This is a genomic window from Pseudoalteromonas sp. RB2-MNA-CIBAN-0110, from assembly GCF_040309305.1.
GTDB classification, from domain to species: Bacteria; Pseudomonadota; Gammaproteobacteria; order Enterobacterales; family Alteromonadaceae; genus Pseudoalteromonas; species Pseudoalteromonas arctica.
This window is the reverse complement of the sequence record NZ_JBEOOQ010000017.1, coordinates 69,067-84,902: the sequence shown is the minus strand read 5'-3', so window position 1 is coordinate 84,902 and position 15,836 is coordinate 69,067. Positions and strand designations below refer to the sequence as shown.

The 15,836-nt window shown below is 40.9% G+C and carries 14 protein-coding genes and 1 other RNA gene; 13 read left to right on the top strand and 2 right to left on the bottom strand.

Features of this window, described 5'->3' with window-relative positions:
- Positions 1-456: 456 nt before the first annotated feature.
- Genes AAEY68_RS10475 through AAEY68_RS10465 form a run of 3 tightly spaced genes read left to right on the top strand, consistent with a single transcriptional unit; the run spans position 457 to position 6,258 of the window.
- Positions 457-1,872: an efflux transporter outer membrane subunit gene (locus AAEY68_RS10475; RefSeq protein ID WP_350585895.1), complete on the top strand. Its 1,416-nt coding sequence runs from the start codon at positions 457-459 to the stop codon at positions 1,870-1,872.
- The gene (locus AAEY68_RS10470; RefSeq protein WP_350585896.1) at positions 1,862-3,178 is read left to right on the top strand and encodes an efflux RND transporter periplasmic adaptor subunit; all 1,317 of its coding nucleotides are present in this window, start codon (positions 1,862-1,864) and stop codon (positions 3,176-3,178) included. The genes AAEY68_RS10475 and AAEY68_RS10470 overlap by 11 nt, the downstream gene beginning before the upstream one ends.
- Positions 3,175-6,258, top strand: a complete 3,084-nt coding sequence (locus tag AAEY68_RS10465) for an efflux RND transporter permease subunit (protein WP_350585894.1) — start codon at positions 3,175-3,177, stop codon at positions 6,256-6,258. The genes AAEY68_RS10470 and AAEY68_RS10465 overlap by 4 nt, the downstream gene beginning before the upstream one ends.
- Positions 6,259-6,444: 186 nt before the next feature.
- Here the strand turns inward: AAEY68_RS10465 and ssrS are convergent.
- Positions 6,445-6,627: non-coding RNA, 6S RNA (gene ssrS, locus AAEY68_RS10460), on the bottom strand.
- Positions 6,628-6,820: 193 nt separating this feature from the next.
- Here ssrS and AAEY68_RS10455 point away from each other — a divergent pair.
- The 4 genes from AAEY68_RS10455 to AAEY68_RS10440 are packed head-to-tail and all read left to right on the top strand — an operon-like array spanning position 6,821 to position 11,106.
- Positions 6,821-7,384, top strand: a complete 564-nt coding sequence (locus AAEY68_RS10455) for a UPF0149 family protein (RefSeq protein WP_007587323.1) — start codon at positions 6,821-6,823, stop codon at positions 7,382-7,384.
- A 30-nt stretch (positions 7,385-7,414) separates the two neighbouring features.
- Entirely contained in the window at positions 7,415-8,737 is a 1,323-nt protein-coding gene (gene pepP / locus AAEY68_RS10450) for a Xaa-Pro aminopeptidase (RefSeq protein ID WP_350585893.1), read from the top strand.
- Between the two features lie 15 nt (positions 8,738-8,752).
- Entirely contained in the window at positions 8,753-9,940 is a 1,188-nt protein-coding gene (ubiH, locus tag AAEY68_RS10445; RefSeq protein WP_350585892.1) for a 2-octaprenyl-6-methoxyphenyl hydroxylase, read from the top strand.
- A complete protein-coding gene (locus tag AAEY68_RS10440; protein ID WP_350585891.1) occupies positions 9,937-11,106 on the top strand; it encodes an FAD-dependent monooxygenase in 1,170 nt (389 codons plus the stop codon). Before ubiH ends, AAEY68_RS10440 begins: the two co-directional genes overlap by 4 nt.
- A 269-nt stretch (positions 11,107-11,375) precedes the next feature.
- Here AAEY68_RS10440 and AAEY68_RS10435 read toward each other — a convergent pair whose 3' ends face one another.
- Complete coding sequence (locus AAEY68_RS10435; protein ID WP_101216068.1) at positions 11,376-12,575, bottom strand: alpha/beta hydrolase-fold protein; 1,200 nt, start codon at positions 12,573-12,575, stop codon at positions 11,376-11,378.
- Positions 12,576-12,952: 377 nt separating this feature from the next.
- Between AAEY68_RS10435 and rpsF the strand changes: the two genes are divergently transcribed.
- The 6 genes from rpsF (at position 12,953) to AAEY68_RS10405 (ending at position 15,831) form a co-directional block, all read left to right on the top strand.
- Positions 12,953-13,294: a 30S ribosomal protein S6 gene (rpsF, locus tag AAEY68_RS10430; RefSeq protein WP_007378473.1), complete on the top strand. Its 342-nt coding sequence runs from the start codon at positions 12,953-12,955 to the stop codon at positions 13,292-13,294.
- Between the two features lie 43 nt (positions 13,295-13,337).
- Positions 13,338-13,655 (top strand): primosomal replication protein N, encoded by a 318-nt coding sequence (gene priB, locus AAEY68_RS10425; protein WP_004588456.1) that lies wholly within the window; start codon positions 13,338-13,340, stop codon positions 13,653-13,655.
- Between the two features lie 12 nt (positions 13,656-13,667).
- Complete coding sequence (gene rpsR, locus AAEY68_RS10420) at positions 13,668-13,895, top strand: 30S ribosomal protein S18 (protein ID WP_007378475.1); 228 nt, start codon at positions 13,668-13,670, stop codon at positions 13,893-13,895.
- Between the two features lie 35 nt (positions 13,896-13,930).
- Positions 13,931-14,383, top strand: a complete 453-nt coding sequence (rplI, locus tag AAEY68_RS10415; protein WP_002962755.1) for a 50S ribosomal protein L9 — start codon at positions 13,931-13,933, stop codon at positions 14,381-14,383.
- Positions 14,384-14,813: 430 nt separating this feature from the next.
- Entirely contained in the window at positions 14,814-15,362 is a 549-nt protein-coding gene (locus AAEY68_RS10410; RefSeq protein WP_024592244.1) for an RNA polymerase sigma factor, read from the top strand.
- Positions 15,349-15,831 (top strand): hypothetical protein, encoded by a 483-nt coding sequence (locus tag AAEY68_RS10405; protein WP_024589707.1) that lies wholly within the window; start codon positions 15,349-15,351, stop codon positions 15,829-15,831. The genes AAEY68_RS10410 and AAEY68_RS10405 overlap by 14 nt, the downstream gene beginning before the upstream one ends.
- Positions 15,832-15,836 lie beyond the last annotated feature (5 nt).

Genomic DNA, 15,836 nt, shown 5'->3' with positions numbered 1-15,836 from the left:
GTAATCAGTAGTCTGTATAAGTTATCCGTTCGACTCGGTTAGTCGGCACCATTTATTCAAAAGCCTCGCTTATAGCGGGGCTTTTCTGTTTCTATATGTCTAATACCAATCCGCAATAATACTTAATCAATTTTAGGGATTAAACCTTACGCTAACTGCGTTAAAAATTTCTGATATAGAGCAACTAAATAACGAAATTTTTGCCTTGTTATCGACACGATTTTCTTACCTCAAAATAGATCACTTAATTAAGCGAATTGGTATAATCTCTTAGACACACTACAAAAAGTTAGTTTTTTATTATTAAAAATTGCTGATCATTTGCTCATTTTTACCGTATAACTGGCTATTATGTTAGTTCATCGCTAGCTATGTAATGTTATGTAAAGTAGGTTGAGCAAAAGTTGCCAAAGTGCTTGAATTACGTTCATAAATAGCAGTAATTTAGGTTTAATTATGATTTGGCAATGCAAGCCAACCCTATTGGCAATTAGTGTGATGCTGCTTAGCGGCTGTGCGAGTGATTTTAACTCGTCGCAGCGCATGCAAGCGCCTAATAATATGCCACAGCAATGGCAGCAAGAAGCATCAAGCTCGGTATTAAAAGTACAAGAGCAATGGCTTACACAACTACAAAACCCTACGCTTAACAAATTTGTACAACAAGCACTTAAAAACAACCAACAGCTTTTACAAACTAGTTACGATGTAGAAATTCAAAAACAACAGCTTATAGTATCGGGTGCTGCGCTTTGGCCTAGCCTCGATTTATCAACGCGTACTAGCCGTAGTAAAGACAACCGCCCAGTGAGCTACGACAACGCAAGTTCAGTTAGTTTAAACTTAACTTACGAGGTTGATTTATGGGGTAAGCTTTCGGATTCAAAGCGCGAAGCTAATCTTAACTATTTAGCGCAACAGGCCCGGTTTGAGCAAGCTAAACAGCAACTCGTTGCTGATGTAGTAACTGGCTGGTTTGATGTTGTTACATCGCAACAATTACTCGATTTATTTAAACGTCGCGAAGCCAACGCACAGCAAAACCTAGATATTATCGAGTCTGGCTATCGCCAAGGTATAAACGAAGCACTCGATGTATATTTAGCCCGTAATGAGCTCAATACTGAACGCGCTCGCATTGCCACTCAAACGGTGAACTTAACGGCTTCGGCACGTGTACTTGAGCGTTTACTGGGTGAATACCCAAAAGGTGCCATTACTGCTAGTAGCGACTTACCCGTTATTAATACCGATATTCCACTAGGCTTACCTTCTGAACTTATAACACGTAAACCTACGCTGCGAGCAAGTTGGTATGATCTTTTAGCCACCGACGCTTCATTGGCGTATGCGCACAAACAACGCTTTCCAAGTTTAGATTTAACAGCTTCACTAAGTGATAGTACCGACAGAGTAAGCGACTTGTTTTCTCCATCAAGCCTTGCATGGTCGTTATTAGGTAGTATTTCAGCACCACTTTTTGAGGGCGGACGCTTAAAAGCGAATGAAGAAATAGCGCGCCTTAATACTCAAAAGCAAGAGCAACTTTATTTGCAAACGCTTTACGATGCATTTGGTGATGTAGAAAATGCGATTTCACAGCAGCAGTCTCTTAAATCACAATATAGCAGCACCCTTGAGGCGCAAGAAAACGCACTTGCAGCAGAGCAGTTGTCGTTTGAGCAATATCAAAGTGGCTTGGTAACTTACACTACGGTGCTTGACGCACAAGATAGGTCTTTCGATGCACAAAGCTCCTTAATCGACATTAAAAACCAATTAATAGCTAACAGAATTAACTTACACGTTGCCCTTGGTGGTGATTTTGCAAAGCCCTCAAGTGAACTAAAGAGCAATAATGATGAAAACTAAAACAGCAAAAATTATTATTCCAGCGGTGGTTATTATTGCCACTATTTTAATTGTTATGTTTATTAAAGGTAATCCGCCAGAGGCTAAACGCTTTGGCTCACCTCCTAAAGCATCAATAAGTGTGGCTGCGCTTGAGCTTAAACCACAAAATTACCAAGTGATGATTGATAGCTACGGTACGGTAAAACCACGTACACAAAGTTTATTAGTTGCTCAGGCATCTGGGCAAATAATTGAAGTAAGTGATGACTTTAGAGAAGGCGGCTTTTTTAAAAAAGGCGATGTACTTTTAAAGCTAGACGATAGAGATCATCAAGCTGAAGTTAAATCTGCTCAAGCCAATTTATTAACGGCAGAGCAAGGCTTATTAGAAGAAAAAGCGCGTGGGCAACAAGCTATTACTGATTGGAAACGCCTTGGCGGCTCAAATCAGGCAAGCAGCCTAGTACTGCGTGAACCACAACTTGCAGCAGCCGAAGCAGAAGTTTTATCGGCGCAAGCAGTACTTGAAAAAGCCATGCTTGATTTAGAGCGCACTAAAGTAACCGCGCCATATGCGGGTCGTATACTTAGCCGTAGTGTTGATTTGGGGCAAGTTGTTACTAACAATACCCAGCTTGCCACTATTTACGCAATTGATAGCGTAGAGATTCGTTTACCGATTAAAAATAAAGATCTTCCGTTCGTAAATTTACCAGAGCAATATCGTGATGGCGCCAAAAATCAAGCAGGTTCAATTGTTAAATTTACCTCTGACTTAGTGGGTGAGCAAACGTGGCAAGGGCAGCTAGCGCGTACCGAAGGTGCTATAGATGAAGGTGCACAACAGCTTTACGTAGTTGCTAAAATTAACGACCCATATAAAGCAACGGCTAATAACCAGTACCCGATAAAAATAGGGCAATACATAAAGGCGCAAATTACCGGTAAAACAGTTCCTAACGCACTTATAATCCCTAACAGTACAATATATCAAGGGACGTATGTTTATGTTGTTGAAGAGGGTGTACTTAAGCGTAAAGACATTACACTTGCTTGGCAAAATGCGACACAAGCGATGATAAAAACGGGATTAAATCCAAATGATAAACTGGTTATTACTCCACTAGGGCAAGTGAGTTCTGGAACTCAGGTAAGTATTTTAGGCGAACAAAGCACAGAGCAACCTAAAAGCCGAGGAGCTAATGGGCAAGGTAAAGGAAAGCGCCCGACGCCAGAGCAGCTTGAGCAAAAAGCAAAAGAGCAGGGTATTAGTGTTGAAGAGCTAAAAAAACGCCGCGCAGCAAAGCAAGGAGATAAGCCATGATCGCTTGGTTTGCCAAAAACCATGTTGCTGCTAACTTATTGCTAGTAACGCTGTTACTGTCGGGACTTTTTAGCTTATCAAGCAAAATACCGCTTGAGGTATTTCCTTCATTCGAAACTGACATGATAAGCGTAAATGTAAGTTTGCGTGGTTCAACACCAGAGGATGTAGAGCAAGGTGTAACTATACGAATAGAAGAAGCAGTACAGGATTTAGAGGGCATAAAGCAAATATTTAGTCGCTCTTCTGAAGGTTCAGGCTCTGTGACAATAGAAGTGGAAAGCGGTTACGACCCTCGTGAGCTTTTAGCTGATATAAAAAGTCGTGTAGACGCAATTAATACTTTTCCTGCTGATGCCGAAAAGCCGATAGTAGCGCTTGCTGAGCGAATTCGTGAGGTTATAGCGGTTACAGTATCGAGTGACTACGGCGAAAAAGAAACCCGTGAATACGCAGAAACAGTACGCGATCAAATTCTACGTTTACCTAATGTAACGCAGGTAGAGCTAAGTGGCGTTCGTGATTACGAAATAGCCATTGAAGTAAGCCAAGATATTCTTCGTCAGTACGATTTAAGCTTGGCACAAATATCGAGTGCTATTTCTAACTCAAGCTCAGATATTTCTGCTGGTAACTTAAAAACAGAAGGCGGGGACGTACTTATAAGCTCTAAAGGGCAAGCATATCGTAAAGATGAATTTGCCAGCATTGTTGTTAAAAACCAAGCCGATGGCACTATTATTCGCTTAGGTGATATAGCGACTATAAAAGATGATTTTGAAGAAACACCAGTACGTACTCGCTTTAATGGTAAGCAAGCTGCATTTATCGACGTATATCGAATTGGTCCACAAAGTGCGATTACAGTTGCTGACGATGTTAAAAACTACATAAAAGAGCAACAAAGCTCTCTCCCGCAAGGGTTTGAACTAAGTTACTGGGATGATGATTCGGAGCTGGTTAAAAGTCGTATTTCGACCCTTACTACTAATGCTTTACAAGGCGGTATTTTAGTACTCGCTTTACTTACTTTGTTTTTACGCCCTGCAATTGCATTTTGGGTATTTATTGGTATTCCGGTTTCATTTATGGGCGCGTTTATAGCGATGCCTATTTTTGGCGTAACCCTTAATATTATGAGCTTATTTGGCTTTATATTGGTACTGGGGATTGTTGTTGATGACGCCATAGTTACCGGCGAAAACGTTTACACCCACCTAAAAACGGCTAAGTCGGGCGAGCAAGCCGCAATTTTAGGTACTCAGGAAGTAGCAACACCAGTAACATTTGGTGTGTTAACTACCGTTGCTGCCTTTTTACCTTTGGCCTTTATTGAAGGGGCGCGTGGTGCCTTGTTTGCACAAATACCGGTAGTGGTTATTCCGGTATTATTGTTTTCATTGATTGAATCTAAATTTGTACTACCAGCACATTTAAAATATATAAAACTACGCCACGAAAAAGGCGAACCTTCAAAGTTTGATGTTATTCAACAGCGTTTTGCAGATGGATTTGAAAACGCGATTTTAAAATACTATCAACCCACTTTAAATTTAGCACTGCGCCATAAATTGGCTTCGGTAAGCTTGTTTATTGGTGTATTTGTTATAATTTTAACCATGATCACCAGCGGTTGGACTAAGTTTGTATTTTTCCCGCGCATACCAAGCGAAACAGTCCGCGTTAACTTAACACTACCAACAGGTACACCGTTTGAAGTAACGAATAAATACGTAATTGACATGTCGCAAAAGGCGCAGCAATTACAAGAAAAGTACCGCGATCCAGATACTGGCGAAAGCGTTATTTTAAATATATTAGCCACAACAGGCGGGCGTGGTGGTGTATCTAATTCAGGCTCTGTACGCTTTGAAATAACACCGGCTGAAAAGCGTGAATCAGACATAGGATCACGAGAACTTGCCAGCGAATGGCGCGATTTAATTGGTGTCATTCCAGGTGCCGAAAGTTTAACGTTTAGAGCCGAAATTGGCCGAAGTTCAGACCCCATTGATGTTCAGCTTAGCGGCACTTCGTTGACTATTTTACAAGACGTGGCTGATCACATTAAAACCCGTTTATCGACCTATCCAACGGTATTTGATATTGCCGATAGTATGTCCGACGGTAAAGAAGAGTTACAAATAGAGCTTACGCAACAAGGTTTAGCGCTGGGCTTAAATAGAGTCAATGTAGCAGGACAAGTACGTAACTCGTTTTTTGGCTCGCAAGCACAACGTATTCAGCGAGGCAGGGATGATGTACGTGTAATGGTACGCTTACCTATAGATGAGCGCAGCTCTGTAGCTGACCTACAAAACATACTTATAAATACGCCTGATGGAGGCTCAGTGCCTTTATCGCATGTGGCAACACTTACTGCTGGGCAAAGTCCATCAACTATTAATCGAATAGACCGTTACCGCACATTAAACGTAACAGCCGATATCGAAAAAAATAATACCAACATGACCATACTGCAGGCTGACCTAACGGAGTATTTAGATGGGTTAATGCAGCAATATCCTGGAGTAGATTACAAACTAGAAGGTGAGGCTAAAGAGCAAAGAGAGTCGTTTGGTTCGTTGGCTTGGGCACTTGTGTTTGTATTTTTCATAATCTATGCGCTATTAGCAATACCGCTTAAATCTTACTTACAACCAATCATAGTAATGAGTGTAATCCCATTTGGCATGATAGGTGCTGTAGTAGGGCATTGGATTATGGGAATGGACTTAACTATTATGAGTTTACTCGGTATGCTTGCGCTAACCGGGGTGGTGGTAAATGATTCATTAGTACTCGTTGATTTTATTAATAAAAAGCGCAGTGAAGGTGGTAAAGTTCTCGATGCTATAAAAATTGCAGGAGCATCGCGTTTTCGCCCTGTAATGCTAACTAGTTTAACGACCTTTATTGGCTTAATGCCATTACTGTTTGAAAAAGCGACTCAAGCACAGTTTTTAATACCAATGGCGGTGAGCTTAGGGTTTGGGATTATTTTTGCAACTTTCATTACTTTATTGTTAGTACCAATAAACTACATGCTAATGGAGCGTTTTCAAGGTTGGTTTAAATAACTTCACTCTTAAATACGTGATTATTAAAGCTGTAGGTAAGTAATTACCTGCGGCTTTTTTTATAAGCTAAAAAGTAATATTAGACAATTGAAGATAAGTGAATAAAAAATTTAGATAAATATAAGAGTAAACAGGAAGGTTAATTTTTTTGATAAAGCCTTTTAAAGGCGAGGGTTTGCTAAAAAGGTGTTCCCCAAGATACGGTACTCGGTTTCAGTCCTGAAACCAGAAGGTTTCAGGGCGGGAATCTGCGGTTTACCGTAGGCTTCTCGGTACATGCCGAGCCTGCACAATAGTAGACGAACAGAAACCCTGGTATAAAATTTATCGGCTCAGGGACTTAACTAAGCTCCGGTACCCCAGGGAACAATTTAAGTATATAAGACATAATCCAATCCTTAAACCCCAAACGTAAAAAATTAAACCGTTCGCTTAGTTTTTCCGCACCTTTAACTCATCATTTACTTTATCGCATGGTTTTTGAGCTTGATCATACAATTAATTGGAGTTGCTTTTTATCGAGTGGTAGCATTGCCTTAACTTGCAAAGCGAAGATTCGATTATGAACGATTTACCCGATTACGAAAAAGCTCAACTGCTTTTAGAAAAAAACGAAATATTTGTATCACCTGCTGAAGCGCATGGTGTGATTAGTGGTTTACTTGCGTGTGGTTTAACCATTGACGACAAAGAATACTTAGGCCTTTTGAGTGATGTGTTTAACGATGGTGAATCGTTTAGTAACGATTTAAAGCAGTTTTTTGGCACTATTTATAAGCAAGTAGTCGCGAGCTTTAATGATGATGAATTTCAGTTTGATTTATTTTTACCAAGCGACGACGAAACACTCATCGATCAGGCTAATGGCCTCGTATCATGGGTAGCGGGTTTTATGCTTGGTTTTGGTTTAAAGCAAAAAGACTACGGTAAACTATCGAGTGATGTTAAAGAGGTTATTACTGACTTTAGCGAAATCACTCGCCTAGATACTACTTTTGAAGAAACCGAAGAAGACAGCCAAGCGCTGCACGAAGTAATTGAATATGTGCGTGTATCAGCACTACTTTGTTTTGCAGAGCTTGGTAAAGAGCAAAGCACGCAAAGTACTAAAAAAACACTTCATTAACTTTTAAAAAGTAAAACGGGTTGGTTAATAATGGTTGAAGTACAAAAGTCAGAATTTAAAGCACGTCGCGAGCGCTTACTTGCTCAAATGGATGAAAATAGCGTTGCTATTATTCCCGCTGCGAGCGAAGTGACGCGCAGCCGCGATACCGAATATGCATTTAGACAAGATAGCGACTTTTTTTACTTAACTGGCTTTAACGAACCCGACGCCGTACTTGTACTCTGTAATAACAGCGATGCACCCAGTACTTTATTTTGCCTAGATAAAGACAAGCTTGCAGAAATTTGGCATGGCCGCAGAGTTGGCTTTGATAAAGCTAAAAGTGACTACTTGTTTGATGAAGCTTACCCGCTAAGTGAATTAAACGATAAAACACTCGATATGCTAAATGCAAAAAATGCGCTCTATTTTGCACAAGGTGCTTACCCCTCATTTGATACCAAAGTGTTTTCGTTACTAGGTACACTTCGAAGTGGCTCACGAAAAGGCCTCAAAGCACCGAGTAATTTAAAAGAAATACGCGGCCTAATTCATGAAATGCGTTTGTTTAAATCGCCAAGCGAGATAGATGTTATGAGAGAAGGCTGTGAAATTAGTGCGCGAGGGCACATGCGCGCCATGCGTTTTTCACATGCCGGAGCTACTGAATTTCAGCTAGAAGCAGAGCTACATCATCATTATGCAATGAACGGTGCGCCGCATCCTGCGTACGGCACAATTGTTGGTAGTGGCGACAACGCCAATATTTTACATTACACGCAAAATAGCGACGTATTAAAAAATGGTGATCTGGTACTTATAGACTCTGGGTGCGAGTTGCAAGGTTACGCTGCTGATATAACGCGTACATTTCCGGTAAATGGTCAATTTAGCGAAGAGCAAGCCGCGCTTTATAATATTGTACTTAAAGCGCAAGAAGTTGCCTTTGATGAAGTAAAACCCGGTGGTTATATGTCGCATGCTAATAAACTAGCAATGGAAGTAATGACCCAAGGTTTACTCGACTTAGGTATTTTAATTGGCGACTTTGACGAGCTAATGGCAAAAGGTGCGTGTAAAGAATATTACATGCACGGGCTTGGGCATTGGCTTGGTTTAGATGTACATGATGTTGGCGATTACAAAGTAAATAACGCTGAGCGTGCATTTGAGCCGGGTATGGTACTCACCATAGAGCCAGGGCTTTATATAAGCGAAGACTCAAGCGCACCGCAAAAATACAAAGGCATTGGTATTCGTATTGAAGATAACTTGCTAGTTACCGAAACCGGCCATGAAAACTTGACCCTAAGCGTACCTAAAAAAATTAGCGATATAGAAGCACTTATGCAAAGTGCTAAAAACGTATAAAGCTCGGAGAGTAAAGTGGCTAAGCAGTTTGATGTAGTTATTATTGGCGGTGGTTTAGCGGGAGCAAGCTGCGCATTAAGTGTGGCTAAAACTAATCCCGCGTTAAATATTGCCGTTGTAGAAGCGAATCAAGTAACCGGCGACTACCACCCAAGCTTTGACGACAGAAGCATTGCACTTGCTCAGCAATCGGTAGAGTATTTACAAAGCCTCAATTTATTTGAGCAAAATGCCCCTTACACCGCAGCAATCAAAAAAGTGAGCGTGTCTGATCGAGGCCACTTTGGCAAAGCGCACATTAATTGCGACGAATTTGCTAAGCCCTCACTTGGTTACGTAGTAGAAGTAAATCCATTTGGCCGAGCGCTCCACCTGCGTTTAACGCAGTCAAATATTACGCTTTTGTGCCCCGATAGCGTAACTGCCATCGAGAAAACTCTGCATAGCAATACACTCACCCTACAAAGCGGCGAGCAATTAAATGCAGCACTATTGGTTATTGCTGATGGCGCACAATCACCAACACGCAATTTACTCGGGCTTGGTTTTAATACCCTGCCTTATGAACAAGGCGCTATTATTGCTAATGTAGAAGTGGCTGGTGGGCATAATAATCATGCCTTTGAGCGCTTTACACAAAACGGGCCTATGGCGTTATTACCCATGAGCAATAACCGTTATTCGTTAGTGTGGTGTATGCGCCAAGAGCAGGTTGAACAGCACATGGCACTCAGTGAACAAGATTTTTTAAGTGCCCTGCAAAGCGCGTTTGGTTATCGCGGTGGTCAATTTACTAAAGTAGGCATGCGCACGAGTTACCCGCTCGTTTACGGGCAAGTTGAGTCTTTAATTGCGCACCGTACAGTGGTTATTGGTAATGCTGCACATGCGATTCATCCTATCGCAGGGCAAGGTTTTAATTTAGGTCTTCGCGACGTACAAGTACTTAGTAATTTAATAGCAAATAGCCAACACGATTTAGGAAGTTATGCGTTTACTCGTGAATATTCAAAAAAACGCAGTGATGATATAAAAACCGTAATGAGTTTAACAGATGCACTTGTTAGGCTTTTTTCGAACTCATCGCGAGTGCTCGCATTGGGGCGCAGTATTGGGTTGTTTTCGATGGATTTATTTCCCGCATTAAAAGCGCCATTAGCCAAACAGTTAATGGGGCAAGTTAAACAAGGTAGGCGTTTATGAAGCAAGCACAGGTTTGTATTGTAGGTGGCGGCTGTGTAGGGCTAACACTAGCACTTGGATTGGCAAAAGCCGATATAAGCGTCGTTGTACTCGACGGCGCACCAACACAAGCGTTACCAACTGACGAATATGGTTTGCGCGTAAGTGCGTTAAGCATTGCAAGTCAAACCTTGCTTGAACAATTAAATGTATGGCCAGAAATTATTGCACAGCGAGCGTGTGCTTATACACATATGGATGTACGTGATGCCGATAGTTTTGGCAAAATAGCGTTTAATAACGAGCAACTTGAGCTTGATCATTTAGGCCATATTGTTGAAAACGACATCATCCGCTTTGCGCTTATAAAAGAGCTAGAGCAACAAAGCAGTGTAACACTAATGTTTGATACACAGTATCAGCAAATACATCAAAGCGAATCTGATGTATTTATAACACTTAAAAGCGGCGAGCCAATTATTGCAAAACTGCTGGTGGCGGCTGATGGTGCAAATTCAGCTATACGTAAACAATTTAATATGGCGCTTAGCTTTAAAGATTACGATCACCATGCGTTAGTCGCAACCGTAAAAACCAAAGAGCCGCACGAAAATACCGCACGCCAAGTGTTTTTACCAACCGGGCCACTGGCATTTTTACCTCTGAGCGATGCAAATACGCATTCAATAGTATGGTCTACCAGCCCATACCACTGCGATGAGCTCCTTGCTATGGATGATAACACCTTTAATAAAGCCGTAATGGCTGCAATAGATGGTCAATGTGGCCTGTGTGAAGTGCAAAGTAAGCGCACTGCTTTCCCACTTAAAATGCGCTACGCCCAGCAATGGGTTTCAGGCAAAGTGGTACTCATTGGCGATGCTGCACATACAATCCATCCACTTGCAGGGCTTGGTATGAACCTAGGCCTAAAAGATGCGGCTTATTTAATTGAGCTTTTAACAAGCGATAGCAGCAAGGAGTTTGCAAGCACTCGCACACTGCGCGATTACGAGCGCACTCGTAAGCTCGATGCACAAAAGCACATAGCTATGATGCAAGGGCTAAAAGAGCTATTTGAAGGTGCAAACCCGGTTAAAAAACTTATTCGTGGAGTAGGGCTATCATTAGTTGATAATCTTGGGCCAATCAAGCACCTGTTCGCCAAAGAAGCGATAGGCAAATAAGTAGGTTGGGTTGAGCGAAGCGAAACCCAACAGATAAAGTAAAGTGATGAGCTTGATTAAAAAAACCGATGTTTAATTTAAACATCGGTTTTTTTTTATGAAGGTTTTAAATATATTAAAAGCTGCGCTTTTCACGCGAGCAAGCTCGGCGTCTACATGCAAAGTTTAACACTGAGCTTAATTTTACCTGTAGGCGTTTAGCTTGCTGACGCGACGAGCGTAGCTCGTAATTACTATCGTTAGTTAAAAAGCGCTTTGCGTTAAATCAGTTACAAATTCTTTTGTGCTTCATTCACCATATCTTTGAGCGCATCAATTAACAGCGGGTCTTTTTTGTTTTCTTTTGCAAGCTCGAGTGCGTGTTTCATGCTGGTAACGGCTTCTTTAAACTGTTTGTCTGCAGTGTACCCTTGCGATAAACGCATGTGAGAATAAGTTGCATTTGGGTAATGGGTAGTAAAGTGTTTAAGCGTGGTAATAGCTTTAGCTGTATTACCAAACTTTTGCTGGCTATGAGCAAACTCTACGTATACATCTTGTGGAATTTTAAGCTCAAACCCGTACTTATCACTAAGTGCTTGGTAATAACCTGTAATGAGCGATACATCAGCAAACTTTCCGTGCTCGTCAGTAACCTTAAATATTAGGTCGCTAAATAAGTGAATTAGGCTATCGCTAAGCGCTGGTAGTATAGTGCCCATATGAGTAAAAGCGGGGTAATGTTTATATTCCCATTTAAGCTGCGAGGGCGTTTGTTGTTCTAAATTTACCAAAGTATTTAATACGCCTGTATAAAAGCGTGCTCCTTCGCTTGCTACACTAATAAATAACGCCTGATCACCTTTAGGGTTTTTAGTGTATTTTATAATATTATTTTTTAATTCCTCATCACTCCACCAACTGTTTGGGCTTATAGCTATATAGTTATTAAATAACTCAGGCTGATTAACTAAAGTATAAAGCGCCAAAGTACCTGCATTAGAGTGGCCAATTAAGGTGTTGTAGCCGTTAGTTGAGTAATTACTGTTTATATAAGGCATGAGTTCATCAGACACAAAGTTTAAAAACTTGTCGGTTTGTCCTGCGTCAGGCCATTTGTTTTTAACAAAAGTTTGAAACTCTGTTTTAGGCTCGCCTTCTACTTTTGGTAAATAATCGCGAACACGGTTAGTTGTATCAATACCAACGAGCATTGCGTTAGGTATCTGCTCGTAATCAACAAGGGATTTAATAACACCAGACACCGTATGAAAGTGCTCAACACCATCAAGTAAATAAATAACATAAAGCGGCTGATCGTCTTTTACAGTGTCAGGTATGAAAATTTTAATGGGCCTGTCTTCGTTAAGTATTTTTGACTGCAGAATGATTTTTTTACCAACGGTTATGTCAGTTGTATTGGTTTTTGCGTGGCTTAAAAATGGTGTACTAAAAGTAAGTATTAATACAAGCGATAGTAAGAGCTTCATAAATATCCTTATTTAATAATGTATTGCTTAATAATTGCACGGCTTTAAGCTTGAGTAAATGTTTATATTTTCGGGGTAAACATAAAGCTTAAGCAATTAAAAGCTATCGCTTTTCACGCGAGTAAGCTCGGCTTCTACAAGAGACATTGCACTCTGTGCTTAACTTTTTCGGTAGGCGAGCAGCTTGCTGACGCGATGAGCGAAGCTCGTAATAATTACCTTTTAACTCTTATCTATAAAAGCTTAAAAAACCTGCTTGCTTAATTATCCGTCTAAGCGTAAAATGCGCGCTCATTTCGGCTTTTAAACTATTAATTCCTTGCCTTAAACCGACCGGCCGAAACGGTAGAAGGCTCTATTAACCGTAAGGAATATCCATGCGTCATTACGAAATCGTATTCATGGTTCACCCAGATCAGAGTGAGCAAGTTGCTGGTATGATCGAACGTTATACTGGTTCTATCACTGAAGCTGGTGGTGTTATCCACCGTCTTGAAGATTGGGGCCGTCGTCAATTGGCTTACCCAATTAACAAGCTTCATAAAGCTCACTATGTTCTTATGAACGTTGAAGCACCAACTGAAGTAATCAGCGAGCTAGAAACTACTTTCCGCTACAACGATGCAGTGCTTCGTAACTTAGTTATCCGCACTAAAACTGCTGAAACTGAAGCGTCTCCTCTTGCAAGAGAAGAGAAGAAAGAAGCACCAGCTGCTTAATTGTTTTGAGTCCTAGCATGGCATGTAATCAGCAGTTACTATAATGGTTAGCCCATATATGAATCAGCTGGTTATATCTGGGGTAGTTTGTAAAACTCCCAAGTTTAGTCAAAGCCCTGCTGGCATCCCGCATTGTATTTTTGTTGTAGAACATAAATCGATGCAAACCGAAGCAGACCTTAACCGTAATAGTTACGTGAGGCTTCAGGTAGTTGCCAGTGGAAAGCAAATGCAACAACAGACTCAACATTTGCACGTTGGGCAGGCATTGCAAGTGAGTGGTTTTTTAAATCGCCACGAAGGTCGTAACGGCCTTAGCCAATTGGTTTTGCATGCTCAGCATATAGAAAGAATTATTTGAGGAATTAATCTCATGGCACGTTATTTCAGACGTCGTAAGTTCTGCCGCTTTAAAGCGGAAGGCGTAAAACAAATCGATTACAAAGATCTAGCTACTCTTAGAAACTATGTTACAGAAAGTGGCAAAATCGTACCTAGCCGTATCACAGGTACTAGCGCTAAATTTCAGCGCCAGCTAGCAACTGCTATTAAGCGTGCTCGCTACTTAGCCCTTCTTCCATACACTGACTTACATAAGTAAGCAGCGGATTAACAGTTTTTAAAAGGTGTAGAAACATGCAAGTTATTCTACTAGATAAGATCGCTAACCTAGGTAGCCTAGGTGAACAGGTTGTAGTTAAATCTGGTTTCGCACGTAACTTCCTTTTCCCTCAAGGTAAGGCAGTTCCTGCGACTAAAGCTAACATTGAAACGTTTGACGCTCGTCGTGCAGAACTTGAAGCGAAAATCGCTGAACAGTTAGTTGCTGCACAAGCACGCGCTGAAAAACTAGAAGCATTAGCAGAAGTTACATTAGTATCTAAAGCTGGTGACGAAGGTAAGTTATTCGGTTCAATCGGTACTCGTGACATCGCTGACGCTATCTCAGCTGTTGGTGTTGAAGTTGCTAAGTCAGAAGTTCGTTTGCCTCTAGGTACTATCCGTGAGACAGGTGAATTTGACGTATCAATTTCAGTTCACTCAGACGTAACGGCTACTATTAAAGTAATCGTAATCGCTGAAGCTTAATTTTTAATTAAGCGACAAAAGCCGTGCTATTAGCACGGCTTTTTTGTGTCTGTAATTTGGCTAATTTTAATTAGTTAAGGGCGCAGTTAAATAATACCAATCCGCAATAATACTTAATCATTTTGCGGAGCTAAACGTGTCGCTACCTGTGTTAAAAAATTCTCATTTACGACTGCATGGATGCAGAAGGTAGAGTAATGCAGGAGCAATTGCCGAGAACAACTAAATAGCGAATTTTTTGTCTAGCTATCAACACGTTTTTCCATCCTCAAAATAGATCACTTAATTAAGCGAATTGGTATAAAGCCTCGTACTAGCCCCTTTTTTATTCAATTATTTTTTCATTCCCTTTAAACCTTTTCGAACTGTTATTACGTCTAACTTATCAATACACTAACTCAATAATAATAATTAAAAGGCGACATCACGGATGTTACACGTTAAACCCGAACAAACGCCTTTATGCGAAGCTAAGCTCATTGAGCGTGTTAAATCAGGTGATCAAGGCGCATACACAACGCTTTATGAGTTACATATAAAACGAGTCTACGGTTTATGTTTACGCTTATTAGCGGACCAAGCGCATGCTGAAGATGCAGCCCAAGAAGTGTTTGTACAGGTATGGCGTAAAATAGCGCAATTTGACGGTCGCTCGCAGTTTTCTACTTGGCTTTACAGCGTTACCAGTAATGTTGCGATTAACTACTTACGCAAGCAAAAAAATTGGCTGCAAAAAGTAGTGAGCATTGAACACTGCGGTATGGATGAGCAATCAGCTAATGACTGCAAAGGCTTAAATGGTCTCGATAAATTAATAGTAAGGCTTCCTGAGCGCGCACGTATGGTGTTTGTGTTATTTGCAATCGAAGGTTACAGGCACGAGGAAATAGCCGAGCAATTAGGTATGGCTGTTGGTTCAAGTAAATCGCAATATCATCGTGCTAGGCAGCTACTACAAGAGTGGTATGAAAATGAATAAACCAAATTTTGACGACTATTTAAATGAGTCATTAAACACGCTTGATAAAGACATTACGCCACAAAAAGACCTGTGGGCGGGAATTGAGCGAGCAATGGTTAGTAATAAGCAGGACCTAAAAGGCACTGCTATTTGGCCAAAACTAACAGCAATAGCTGCCTGCACATTAGCTGCTTTAATTGCTGTAAATCTATTTGTTATAGCGCCCGAGCCACAACCCGTAGTGGCTATAAGTGATTACTTTTCGGCGCAAAAAAACAGTTTGTTGGTTGAATATGAAAATAAAGAAGCATTGACCACTAACTGGCAAACGCAGCTACAAGAGCTTGAAAACGCAGAGCAAGCAATAAAGCAAGTTCTTGAAAATGAGCCACAAAACCAAGCGCTACTAACAATGTTAGCGCAAGTATATCAACAACAACTTGATTTAATTAACAAGGTGCACGCGCCACGTTGGCAGCACATTTAGGAGTA

Bases quoted from the DNA above. Each gene is read 5' to 3' on its own strand.
- AAEY68_RS10465 (WP_350585894.1), top strand. From the start codon at position 3,175: ATGATCGCTTGGTTTGCCAAAAACCATGTTGCTGCTAACTTATTGCTA.
- AAEY68_RS10475 (WP_350585895.1), top strand. From the start codon at position 457: ATGATTTGGCAATGCAAGCCAACCCTATTGGCAATTAGTGTGATGCTG.
- AAEY68_RS10470 (WP_350585896.1), top strand. From the start codon at position 1,862: ATGAAAACTAAAACAGCAAAAATTATTATTCCAGCGGTGGTTATTATT.
- AAEY68_RS10405 (WP_024589707.1), top strand. From the start codon at position 15,349: ATGAAAATGAATAAACCAAATTTTGACGACTATTTAAATGAGTCATTA.
- AAEY68_RS10455 (WP_007587323.1), top strand. From the start codon at position 6,821: ATGAACGATTTACCCGATTACGAAAAAGCTCAACTGCTTTTAGAAAAA.
- priB (WP_004588456.1), top strand. From the start codon at position 13,338: ATGGTTAGCCCATATATGAATCAGCTGGTTATATCTGGGGTAGTTTGT.
- rplI (WP_002962755.1), top strand. From the start codon at position 13,931: ATGCAAGTTATTCTACTAGATAAGATCGCTAACCTAGGTAGCCTAGGT.
- rpsF (WP_007378473.1), top strand. From the start codon at position 12,953: ATGCGTCATTACGAAATCGTATTCATGGTTCACCCAGATCAGAGTGAG.
- pepP (WP_350585893.1), top strand. From the start codon at position 7,415: ATGGTTGAAGTACAAAAGTCAGAATTTAAAGCACGTCGCGAGCGCTTA.
- AAEY68_RS10435 (WP_101216068.1), bottom strand. From the start codon at position 12,575: ATGAAGCTCTTACTATCGCTTGTATTAATACTTACTTTTAGTACACCA.
- AAEY68_RS10440 (WP_350585891.1), top strand. From the start codon at position 9,937: ATGAAGCAAGCACAGGTTTGTATTGTAGGTGGCGGCTGTGTAGGGCTA.
- rpsR (WP_007378475.1), top strand. From the start codon at position 13,668: ATGGCACGTTATTTCAGACGTCGTAAGTTCTGCCGCTTTAAAGCGGAA.
- AAEY68_RS10410 (WP_024592244.1), top strand. From the start codon at position 14,814: ATGTTACACGTTAAACCCGAACAAACGCCTTTATGCGAAGCTAAGCTC.